Annotated in this window: 8 protein-coding genes; 2 read left to right on the forward strand and 6 right to left on the reverse strand. The window is 68.0% G+C overall.

The features are described 5' to 3' along the window. Positions 1-171: 171 nt before the first annotated feature. Positions 172-618, forward strand: coding sequence for a hypothetical protein (locus tag AB0K00_RS42335; protein ID WP_363533450.1), 447 nt, complete (start codon positions 172-174; stop codon positions 616-618). Between the two features lie 171 nt (positions 619-789). On the opposite strand, the gene AB0K00_RS42340 is transcribed toward AB0K00_RS42335, so the two are convergent. After that, positions 790-1,191 carry a hypothetical protein gene (locus tag AB0K00_RS42340; protein WP_363533453.1) on the reverse strand — a complete coding sequence of 134 codons (402 nt, stop codon included), beginning with the start codon at positions 1,189-1,191 and terminating at the stop codon, positions 790-792. Positions 1,192-1,285: 94 nt separating this feature from the next. After that, positions 1,286-1,624, reverse strand: a complete 339-nt coding sequence (locus AB0K00_RS42345; RefSeq protein WP_363533456.1) for an Imm51 family immunity protein — start codon at positions 1,622-1,624, stop codon at positions 1,286-1,288. A 763-nt stretch (positions 1,625-2,387) separates the two neighbouring features. On the opposite strand from AB0K00_RS42345, the gene AB0K00_RS42350 reads away from it, so the two are divergent. Further along, entirely contained in the window at positions 2,388-4,001 is a 1,614-nt protein-coding gene (locus AB0K00_RS42350; protein WP_363533459.1) for a hypothetical protein, read from the forward strand. A gap of 558 nt (positions 4,002-4,559) precedes the next feature. Here the strand turns inward: AB0K00_RS42350 and AB0K00_RS42355 are convergent. From AB0K00_RS42355 to AB0K00_RS42370, 4 genes are all read right to left on the reverse strand, one after another. After that, positions 4,560-5,150: a histidine phosphatase family protein gene (locus tag AB0K00_RS42355; RefSeq protein ID WP_363533462.1), complete on the reverse strand. Its 591-nt coding sequence runs from the start codon at positions 5,148-5,150 to the stop codon at positions 4,560-4,562. Between the two features lie 600 nt (positions 5,151-5,750). Further along, entirely contained in the window at positions 5,751-6,998 is a 1,248-nt protein-coding gene (locus tag AB0K00_RS42360) for a hypothetical protein (RefSeq protein ID WP_363533465.1), read from the reverse strand. Between the two features lie 2 nt (positions 6,999-7,000). After that, positions 7,001-9,232: a bacterial transcriptional activator domain-containing protein gene (locus AB0K00_RS42365; protein WP_363533468.1), complete on the reverse strand. Its 2,232-nt coding sequence runs from the start codon at positions 9,230-9,232 to the stop codon at positions 7,001-7,003. Continuing rightward, the gene (locus tag AB0K00_RS42370) at positions 9,229-10,434 is read right to left on the reverse strand and encodes a hypothetical protein (protein WP_363533470.1); all 1,206 of its coding nucleotides are present in this window, start codon (positions 10,432-10,434) and stop codon (positions 9,229-9,231) included. Before AB0K00_RS42370 ends, AB0K00_RS42365 begins: the two co-directional genes overlap by 4 nt. Between the last annotated feature and the right edge of the window lie 772 nt (positions 10,435-11,206).

The following is an 11,206-nucleotide window of genomic DNA, read 5'->3' on the forward strand; positions in this document are numbered from 1 at the left end:
GTGGGCAGCCGATGAGAGAGCGACCCTGCCGATCACCTCGACCAAGCCTGGCCTGGCTACGGTCGTGCCACCAGTAAATAAGAAGCCGATGAGCGGTCGCTCATCACGTTCACGCAGCAGACGTCAACATCGGGCGTGCCGCTGCCCTTGAGTTCTGATTGAATGCCACGCGTGGTCGACCCCGTGGACGACGCGGCTCACCAGCGACCGGCTGCACGGCCGCGGCGCGTCGTTGCGCTGGCGGTGTTACTCCTGATAGGCGGCATCTGCACGCTGGTCTTTGCCGTTGTAGCCGATGTCGGCCCGTTCGACGGTTTACCGCCGTGGACCTATGCCATCCTCAGCCCGGTCTACCTGACCCTCGCCTGGGCAGTGTCGGGCGCAAAGAAATGGGCGTGGTGGACCCTGGTCGCCCTCCATGGCGCCAGCGGTGCGTATCTTCTGTTGAGCGCAGCGTCGATGAATGACTCAACTGCGGGTCGGGACCTCATCTGGCCGGCGGTCTACCTCGTCGTACTGACCAGTGACCGCACGCGGGTGTGGTTCGGCATCACGCACAACAGCGATCCGATGCCGTCAGAAACAGATCACCACCGCGACGGTGTGCCGAAGAGTTGACCATTGACGTGCACGCTTCTGCCGCGTCCATGGCGCGCCGGCCAGCCGCCGCTCGTAACAGAGGGTGACTTGTCTCCGGCGCCGTCGGCGACCCCGACATGCCGCGCATGGGGCGCCGGTTCTTTGCCGGCGGGTGGTGCACGTCCGCTGCGGTTCGAGCGCCGGCGCCGTCTATGACGGCACTGACGTCGGCAGCCCGGTCACGAGGTACTGCAATTGAGGTGGCGCTTCGGTGAGGAGGTACTCCACAGATCTCCGGACGAGCCTCGACGCGACGAGGATGTCGACATCACTTCCTTGGTCCAATGCGTGCGACAGTATCGACAGTGGGGTGACAATCGCCGACTCGATCGTTTCCGGCAACGCGTCCAGATAGCGGGTGTCTTCGGCGAGGACCAGGTCGACGAACTCGCGCGCCCGCTGCCGGAGCATGGGCATGTCGGCTGCTGCGGTCGCGGACTCGGCACCGCGCCATTCAGGAAGGTATGCCGGCAGCCCGAAGCTCTCCATGTGTTCCCGATCTCGCAAGGTGTGATGGACAAGCGTAGTCAACACCTCGCGCCACTCGCTCATGCCGCCGATCGGGCGTCGCGCGCAGCCGGCCGCGAGACGGCTCTTGCCGCAACTGCCCGGGCGAGGGCCGTTGAGCCTTGGTCGGTCGTACCGTTCAGCCTCTGAGTTCCAACCCATGAGTCCTGGCAAGTTCAACGAGCTGACGCAGGCGATCTTCGTCCGTCGCGACGGCACCGAGCAGGACGGCCAGTTCGTCGAGAGCATCTCGATCGTCACCGTTTGCCAGGTACGCGTCAGACTCCGAGTCTGACCAGAAGCGGCCCTCGAGCGCAGGTGCCTCGAGCGCGATGAGTAGCTCGACGACGCCTTCCCAGAACGGGCCATTTGGTTCATGGCCAAGTCCGGCTATCGCATCCTCCACGTCGGTGGTACCAGCAACCAGGTACAACTGATACTCGCCAGGCGCGATCTCCGACACCTCGAACGGCTCCATCCGCTGATCTTCGCAGCTCCGACCAGAGTCCGAGCACCTCGGCTGGCGATCGCGCATCCGCTATGCCGCCGAGCGCGCGGCGCACTATCAAGCTGGGTTGACCGCCTGTACGCGCACGCCGCCAGCCTCAAAGACACCGTCGAACGGAGCGCCGCCAGTTGGTGGCGCGCCACGCCGTCTCGTCTGTCCGGCCGCCTGCCCACCCCTGGATTGAGCGACGGCCGGTTTCGGTGCCTTGCCTCTGGAAGACGGCGCGGGAGTCAGCGCCTTCTGGATCGGCGTACCACGAACACAACAATCCCGATGACACCAGCGATGCAGCATAACGTGCTGGACAGACGGCCAAGCGAGTATGCAACGTCTTCCGCTGCATCTCTGGACGCGGGGATCATGGGACCAGCCCAGGCCGGAACGCCAACGGCAGTGGAGGCGACCACACCGATGACGGCGGCGCAGATACGAGTAGCGACGACTCGGAGGCTCACGAATCGGCAGCGTAGATCGTCAACGTCATCGCCACAATTGGCCAGGCCAGGCGTCCGCTTCTGCCGCCGAGAGCGCGTCCGGCATCCGCAGCCAGTCGAAGATCGTCACGCTTCGTAGCACCTCGGCCGCCGCGATCCACCATGGCCGGCGCGCACTCGTGCCGATGAGCGGATGTCGGAATGGATGATCGTTGCTGTGGTGATTTGATCACGGTGAGTACGGTGTGGGCGTGGGTCGTAGGTTGTGGCGTGGTGCACCCGGGCGGTTGGTGTGGTCGATGGTGTTTGCCGCGGTTGGCGGTGCCGGGGCGTGGGCTGCCCTGGCGGATGGAAAGGCAGGATGGACGGTGGTGGCCGCCGGGGTGGCGGCGGCGGTGGGTGCGTCGGGTCCGTCGGTGGCCGACTGGTGGCGGGCGCGGGCGGTGGAAGGGGCACGGTCGCGTCGGATGTTGGCGGAGGTGGGATCGGCGGAGGTACCGCTGTCGGTGGCGTGGTTGTTGCATCCACAGATGGCAGTGGTGCCGTTCCTCGGCCGAGGATGGCTGTTGCAGGGTTTGGAGTCCTGGGCTCAGGATCGTGGCGGGTCGGTTGTGCGGTTGGTAGCGGGTGCAGGGGGCGTTGGGAAAACGCGGTTGGCGCGACAACTGGTTGACCGGTTGCCGAATTGGGATTCGGTGTGGGTTGCGCCGCAGCGTGAACTTGCTGCGGTCGAGTTGCTGGACGATGTGGCGCCAGGGCGATGGCTGCTGGTAGTGGACTACGGGGAGACGCGGGACCGGGCCGGGTTGGCGGCGCTGCTGTGTGCGGCGCAGCGGGTCGCGACGGATGGTGTGCGGGTGCGGGTGCTGGTGTTGGCGCGGACAGCGGGCCTGTGGTGGGAGACGTTGTCGGCGGCCTACCCACAGCAGGCACATGTAATAGATGCGTTGACGGTGCCGAGCAATGCGGTGGATGTGCCGGCAGAGGTGGAGGGATATGACCCAGACTGGATCGTGGGTGAGGCGGTTACGGCCTTCGCGGCGCGGCTGAACCGACCGGTTCCCACAGTGCCGAGCAGGGTGCGGGTTGCGGGGACGCCGGTCCTGCGATTGCATGCCGAGGCCCTGGTGGCAGTACTGGGTGGGGTGTCGCGCGACGGCCGGTTCGATGTGCTGGATGAGGTGTTGCGGCACGAGGTCCGGTACTGGCGGGGCGCGGCCCGGCGTGCCGGTTTGCTGGTGGGCGATGATCCGGCGGTGGATGTTGTGTTGCGGCAGGTGGCTGGCGTTGCAGCGCTGCTGGGTGCGAGCGACGAGGACCAGGTTGCGGGGTTGGTGCGGCGGGCACCGCTGCTGGCCGGAGCCGAAGCGTTGCTGATCGAGCGATATGTACGCTGGTTGCGGGACTTGTACCCGTCGCTCGTACCCGGACTGCTTGGCGCCATCCAACTGGATCTGCTGGCTGAGGATCTCGCCGTGCAGATGCTTCGTGGCTGCACCGCGGCGCAGCGCGTCGGCGTGTTGTCGGCATTGACGGTTCAGCAGGCGGTGCAGGCGTTGACTGTCCTGGCCAGAGCTGGTGTGCACCAACCCGACGCGGACGCGCTGATTGACGTGGCGCTCAGCGCAGATGTGCCGGTGATGACAGAGGCGGTGCTGAGCATCGGCGTTCAGTTCCCGGGCCGGTTCACCCCACAGATCGTCGAGTTGCTGGCCACCGCCGATCTCGATTTGGGCTGGGCGCGCCGGGTGGCCGGACGGATCCCCTACCCGTCTCAGGAGCTGTGCCGTATCGCGCTCGCCCTGACCACCCGGATCGTTGCCGGATTGGACACCCGCGTCGCACCGCACGACCGCGCGGTCTGGACTGGCATGCATGCGTTGCGTTTGGCGGAGACGGCCCGACGGGCCTGAGCCCTTGCCTGCTGCTGTCTTGGGTCAGTGTACGGATGGTGTCGGACATGGAGTGCGGGCCTCAGCACCGGACCGTCGCTGCTCTCGCGGACGGGCGAGTTGCCCATAAGCAGCTCTTGATCTGGCGAGGAACGTCCGGCTGCGGACCGTTGGACTCGCCCGACGGGTCCGTGCGAGCTGCCTGATCGGCCGATGACTTCACCGGCCAGGCCGACCAGCCCACAACAGCCGTCGATCGAGACCCGCCGCCGCGGTGGCGACGCCGCGACCGCGCTCGACGCCGGGACGAGAAGCAGCACGATCACATGCGCGGAAATGTCGCAGACAACGCGCGTCCGGCTTCCCACGCCCGTCACGCTGCGTGAGCGGCGTGCCGGTTTGTTCGTTGCCACCGAAGATGGTCCGGGAAGAACGCGTTGAGCTGGGTGGGTCAGATTCGATGGCGGGGACAAGCGGGTCCTGTCGGCGCTGGTGCGGGTCGTGGCTGGGCGGTTTGTCAGTGAATCTGGTCCAAAGTTGGGTCGGTAGCAGGGCGGGGTCGGATGACTCGGGGCGGGTTTATGGTTCAAGATCGCGGCATTCCCGGGTGGCCGGGTCGATCTCGAAGACGAGGTCGTGTGGGTGCGATCGGGCAAGAGCGGCGTGTGGCTCGAGGCCGAGTAGGTGTCGTTGCAGCATCCGGCCGATCATTTCGTGAGAGACGATCAGCGGCCGTTTCGCTGGTTTTCGGCGGATCTGCTGCAGGGCTCTGGCCGCGCGAGGGTCGGCGTCGGCGTAGCTTTCGCCGTCGGGGAAACGCCACTGGTACTTGTCAGCGGCCCTGCGTTGTCGGTCGCCGGGGAACTTGGTGTCGATCTGCTCGTCGATCAGGCCGCTGAACTGGCCGTGATCGAGTTCGGCGAGCTCGTCGACGACCTCGATCTCCAAGCGGAGGGCGTCGCTAATGATGCGTGCCGTCGCGAGTGCTCTGCCGAGCGGGCTGACGAAGATGCCGTCGATTCCTCGGTTCCGCAAGGTCGACGCGTGGCGGTGCGCTTGCACGACGCCGTTGGGAGTCAGCGGCGAGTCGAGCCGGCCCTGCCGGCGCCGCAGGAGGTTCCATTGGGTTTGACCGTGCCGTGCCAGAAATACGGCGTCCCAGGAGTTCACCCGGCCAGCCTGGCTGAAGGTTCCTCGGGTGGACAGCGATTTTCAGCCGGCATCGTCCGGGCTCGCCGGCATTGTCAGTTGAGTGCGTCTTGCGCGGACGTGGCTCCACCACATGGTGGCGGTGCCGCCGAGCCAGTGGTCCTGGGTTCCGGTCCATTCCTGGGCCCGGTGGTCGCCAGGAGGACTCCGCCGGGCTGGAGCCAGGTCGCGATCCGCTGGAGTAGGCGCGGTTGGGTGTCGCGTGGCATGTGGATGAGGGCGTAGAGGCAGACTTCAGTGGCACAAATTCGGTGTCGGACAACATCCGATGGCAGGGACACACGTCGCTGTCAAACGACAGCGAGATCGAGGCTCGTCGGTGTTCTGCGGTACTGGTGCGGCGACGAGGCAGGCTGGCGGGGTGCGGGTGACCATGGCTGACGGGCGCGTGTCGCGTCTGCCGATGGCGGGCGTCGATGGATGCCGCAGACGCTACGGCGCTGCAGGTCCTCAACCACCGCTTTGCCGGTCACGTCGAAATCACACGAACCGCAGCGGTAACACCGCAGGTCAGGGCCTCGGATGGGAACGGACGCGGTTGCCGGTCGGAGGTGCGGGGTGTCAGCTCGGGATCCATTCGGTCGTGCCGTCGATGTCGCGGGCGAAGCCGTTGACGGTGAGGTCGTAGGTGGCGTCGATGGTGTGCCATTCGCGGGGGTCGAGGATGGACAGCGAGTATTGGTAGTGGATGGTGGCCTTGCCGGGTGTGATGGTGGTGACGGTGACGGTGCCGTCGGGGTGGGTGTCGAGTCGGATGGTTGGGTATCGCTGCACGGTCCACAGTGGCTCGGTGGTGATCGCGTACGGGGTGAGGTGCACCATCGGGCAGTTGTGCAGGTTGGGGGAGGACCTGTCGGTGTCTGGTTTGAACTCGCGCTGCGCCGCGCAGGCGTTGATGCGGTCGTGGATCTGTTGCTCGACGTGGGTGGTCAGGGTTGGTTTGAGGGTGGCGGGCAGGGTAATGGTGACGGGGGTGTCAGCGACGATGGTGGTGGCTTCGGCGGGTTCGTAGAGGGCGTTGCCGGGTCTGGTGGCGGTGTAGCGGCCGGGCGGGGCCCAGAACGTCGTCTGCTCTTCGGGTTTCGCCATGTCGAGTTTGGCGGCGGCGAGTGTGATGGGGGCGATCGCCGGTTTCGGCATCGTGATGGTCGAGCCTGGCGGGTCGGAGATGGACCAGAAGCCGCTGAAGATGCCGGTGCGTTGGTAGAGCACGGTGACGGCGTCGGTCAGGTGTTGCCCGTCGACGTCGTAGGAGACAACGACGAGCCGCTCCTTCGTCCCGGGCCGGGGCGATGACGGTGCCTGCGAGCGTTCACTTTCGATGCGCAGATGCTCCGGTGGCTGGTAGCCGGACCGCAGCGTCCCTGGCTGGCACAGCGGGTTCCTCGAGCACGGCGCAGCGGCGGGGAGCCGGCTGGTGTCGCGGGCGGTCAGCTGGCTGAAGAAGGCGCGGACGAGATCCTTCGGGTCGGGCCCAGGCGCGCTGAGGATGGCGATGACGGCGACGAGTCCGATGACGACAGCGGCAACGAGGGCTCCCGCTTGCAACACCCGGCGACGAGTTCGTGCCGTGTGTCCACGTGGTGGCATGACGGCGGGTGGGTGTTGCGTGTCGGGCAGCCGGGGAAGCCGGACACGCTGGCCGGGCCGGATCTGAGCGCTGCGCGGCGCGCCGAAGGTGACCAGCACCGACGGGGTGGTGCTGGCTGCGGCCGGGGTTTCGGCGCCATGGGCGGACGTTGCCGATGCGTCGGCGACCTTGTACGGGTCGTGCGGTGCCGTGTGTTGCTGCTGGTCGGGGGTTTGCATGGCTAGTTCCTCGTGGATGCGGACGGGCCGTAGGGTGCCGCCTGCGCCGGTCGTGGCGTGTCGGATGGGTGCACGGTCGTCGGGTCCTGGGTGAGGTGGTGCTCGGCGAGGTGCTCGGCGAGGGTGGCGGCGGCCCGGCGCATGGCGGTGCTGTCGTCGGCGGCTGCGTGCAGGGCCATCAGCCTGCGGTGGACGGCCTCGTTCGTTGGCGACACCTGCTTCGCCTGCCGCAGGAGCTGGATTGCCGTCGCCGGGTCGGGCTCGACGTCGGCAAGGCAGGTGAGCACGTCGATCTGGTGGCGGGCGACGTGTTCCCGGGCGGCGGCAAGCCACTCGTGATCCCAGCCTTGCGCGAGTTCGCCGGACAGGTCGGTGCGGTAGAGGTCGGCGGCTTCGGTGAGCAGCTGGTCGCGGTGGATCGGGTCAATGGTGGCTACCGCCGCATCGAGGAGGGCCTGCAGTTGCCAGAGGTCGACCTGGACGGTGCTGGTGTCGAGGCGGTACCACGCCCCGGCGGGGTCGTCGCTCTGCCGGCGCTGCAGGAGCACAGGACGTTTGGCGGCATCGTGCAGGGCGCGGCGGAGCTCGGAAACGGTGGTGACGAAACGGCGGTGTGCCGCTTTGCCGGGGGTGTCCGGCCAGATCGCTTCTTTCAGCTCTGCTGCGCTGAGCCCGGCGCGGTGAATGATGAGCAGCACGAGGATCTGCTGGCCGGCGGACCGGCGGATCTGCACCGTGCTGTGGCTGCCGTCCGGATGGGGCAGCAGCACTGCGGGGACGCCGAGCACGCGGACCAGGAGGCGCCGTGGCCGCCCGGGTTCGTCCGGCGGCGGATCCGGCCACGACGGCAGCTGCGCATCGGCATGTCTGCTTACTGGGCGATCGGTCGAGGTGTGTGCTGACCAGGAGGCGGGCACCGTGCGGTGCAGGTGGTGTCGTTCGGGCGGCGCGGTGGAACCGGAGGCTGGAGCGTCGAGGTTCCCGACGACGGCTGCGACGACGTCGAGCGCACCGAGCAACGTGCGCGCCGTGGGCAGGTTCAGCACGGGCAACCGGCCGACAACCGGCGCGGGCCCGGCTGCCGCGTGCAGTCGGCCGTCGCTGGCCACGTGCCACGTGTGCACGCCAGCAGCGGCCCCGATCACCACGGTCCGGACCGTAACCCCGTCACCTGCTGCCGGGCGCTCCACGAGGGGCGGTGCGTTCGTCGTTGCGGCGTCGGCAAGAACGACGATCGTGGCCGCGTCCGACTCGTTCGGCGCTGACGCGACCGGCGACGGCGCGTCGTCGGCGACGACCCGGACTCGTCCCGAGACACCGGCTACGGCGTCAGCGCCGAGCAACCGCTTCCACAGTCCTTCCCCGACCAGCACCTCCGCGTGGACCGTGTGCCCGATGGTGACGGCGGCCAGGAGCCCGCGGGCAGCGTCTACAGCGCCCGGTCCGACGAGCGCGACGCCTGCGGCCGGAAGGATCGCCTCGACAGGCCACACGGTCGCCGCGTCGGGCACCGGGCCGTCGTCGTCACCCGAGGTCATCGCAGCGCGGTCGGCGTCTGCCTCCATCGCTGCGCGGGTCAGCCGGGCGATGCGGTCCACCAGGGCGGGCAACGGCGCCAGATCCTCATCGTCGCGACGCCAACCGGCAGGAGGCTGTGGCAGGTACCGGTGACGCCGTTGCGCCCACATGAGCGTTGCCGCCGCGGTGACAGCGGCGGTGACCGGCACCGGCAGCCATCCACCCGGCACCTCCACACCCATGACCGTCAGCACGGAGTGAGATGCGACGTGCTCGTCGGCGTCCTGGACCGTGGCTTTTGCGTCGCGAACGTCCTCAGCGGCCGGTGGCGTGGCTGCCACACTCGACGTGCGCGCATGATGGTCCGCCGGACCTCCGGCGCCACCACCCCGGGTCGCTTCGACCGCCAGCAGGATCCCGCTGACCAGGGCGGTGACTGCGGCATGCAACGGCACCGGCAGTCGAGGCGCTCGACCAACCTGCCGGATCGCATCAACGGCGTCGAGCACGACCATCCACAGCAATGCCAGCCACAGCAACCAGCCCGCGGCGACGCCCGCCATCACGGCGCCGCCCCCGGACAGCGGATCCGCGACGAGCTGCCGCCAGTCCCACTGCGCCGCGCGTTGCACCACCACCAGCCCCGCCGGCAACCCAGCGAGCACGAGCAGCAACGCGAGCCCGGACACGATGTTGCGGAACAGGCGGGCGATCATGAGCCGCCGCCCGCACCGCCATGCGGTGAGCCCGCGCCCGAGTCCGGATTGCCGTGCGCCCAACCCGGCTGGCCCACGTTGCCGGGGTGCGATGGCTGAGGCGGCGTCGGCGGTGTGAGCAGCTTCGGCCGCAGCAGCAGCCATGCCGTGCGCGCCGCCCACCAACCGGCAACGGCGAGGCAGAACCCGACAGCGACCGTACCGGTGATCCGCCACACCAACGTACCGGCGACCAGCAGCGCCAACGGCACCGCCAACAACAGGCGGTGCACGAGCCGGCGGACGACGAGCAGGCCCACCGCCGCGCCGATGCACGCCCCGCCCAGCCGCCCGACCGGGCCGATGATCTCACCGCCGGTCGTCGGGAACTGCTGCTCCAACGGCCAGGCGAGCAAATTCAAGATCCAGGGACTGCCGCGCTCATCGAACGACACCAGGAACGCGCCAGCTCCGGCCAACATCGTCACCGACGGCGGAAACCGCAGCCACGTCAACCACAACCCGTCCGGCGGCTCCGGCCGACGCCACACCACCACCGCCAAGACCATCACGGCCACCGCAGCCGGGACGACCGGCAACACCGACCACCGCAGCAACGGCCAGAGATCCACATCGAACGAACCAGCCGCGACCATCGCGAACACCGCCGCCACCAGCAGCCCGCCCACCGCACCACCCACCAACGCCAAAGCCACCAGCCGATGCCGCACCCAGCCGACCAAGGACGCGCCACCACCTCCATCTTCCCCCGCACCGCTACGCAACACGGTCGTCACCACCAAGCCACCCACCACCGCGATCATCCCGAGCTGCGCCGCCACCGCGAGCCCTCCCCACGCAGCCAGCACCATCCCCCGATCGAACACCTTCTCCCGCAGCCCATACCGCTCACCGCCAGCAACGAACTGCCAAAACAACGCCATCGACCACACCACCGGTACCATCGCGGCCATCAAGTCCAACCAACCAACCTCCGGCGCCGCATCCACCGCAGGCGCAACCGTCGGCGCCTGCACCGCCCCCAGCACCACCGCCAGCTCGGCCTCCGCCACCACCGCCGGCACCACGCCCGTCGCCTGCGCCAGCTCCTCAGCGACCCGTGGGCTATCCGCTGCCGAGCCGACCGCAAACACCAACCCCAACTCGCCCGACGCCAACTCGGCACCGGCAACAGCGCGAGCGGCTACTTCACCCACCGACACAGTCGGTGCACCACGACCGCCGAAAACCTCAACCCCTGGACCAACCATCCCAGCGGCCACCGTTGCGTCATCCACACTGGACAGACCCTCGAACCCGACCGCAGTCCGGCGTAGCACCGTCGCAGTGCAGCCATCATGCCCAACCTGACACACCAACACCGAGCTACCCACCGGCAACTGGACACCACCGGCTAGCAGATGCCACGCCACGGCCACCGGCGCAGTCAACAGTTTCCCCACACTCAGCCCAGCACGCTGGCACACATCACCCAACGCCGCCGCACGCCGAGAACTCCACCCAGCAGGAACCGCAAGCGTCACCACGTCGACACTGCCACCAACAGCGTTGCGAGCCGCCGACGTAACCTGCCGGAACAACGCCACAGCCGCAGCATCATCCGACGGCGACTGGACGCCCCCACTGTCGCGCTCCGGATCATCAGCCGCAGCCCCACGCGCCCGCGTCCGCACCGCTGTGACCAAGCCGGCATCTATCAGGGCGCCGGTGTCGAGCCAGCCAACCCCGGCCAACGGGAGCACCATCGCGGTACCGTCCGGCCACGCCACCGCAGCCCGCAACCGAGACGTCCCCAGGTCAACCCCAAGCCGAACCCTCTGATTGATCGACACATCGCTATTCTTAGCCGCATCGATCAACAGAAGGTGACCTAAACATCACATACGGCACAATGTGAGTAAACGGCGTCCACGTTTAAGTAACGCTGCCCGTACGGTCTGGACATTCCTAGCTCACTACACCATCACGGCGCCG

The organism is Dactylosporangium sp. NPDC049525, from assembly GCF_040676755.1.
In the GTDB taxonomy this organism is placed as follows: domain Bacteria; phylum Actinomycetota; class Actinomycetes; order Mycobacteriales; family Micromonosporaceae; genus Dactylosporangium.

Coding starts and splice junctions, on each gene's coding strand:
- AB0K00_RS42345 (WP_363533456.1), bottom strand. CDS start 1,624: ATGGAGCCGTTCGAGGTGTCGGAGATCGCGCCTGGCGAGTATCAGTTG.
- AB0K00_RS42340 (WP_363533453.1), bottom strand. CDS start 1,191: ATGAGCGAGTGGCGCGAGGTGTTGACTACGCTTGTCCATCACACCTTG.
- AB0K00_RS42350 (WP_363533459.1), top strand. CDS start 2,388: ATGGTGTTTGCCGCGGTTGGCGGTGCCGGGGCGTGGGCTGCCCTGGCG.
- AB0K00_RS42360 (WP_363533465.1), bottom strand. CDS start 6,998: ATGCAAACCCCCGACCAGCAGCAACACACGGCACCGCACGACCCGTAC.
- AB0K00_RS42365 (WP_363533468.1), bottom strand. CDS start 9,232: ATGATCGCCCGCCTGTTCCGCAACATCGTGTCCGGGCTCGCGTTGCTG.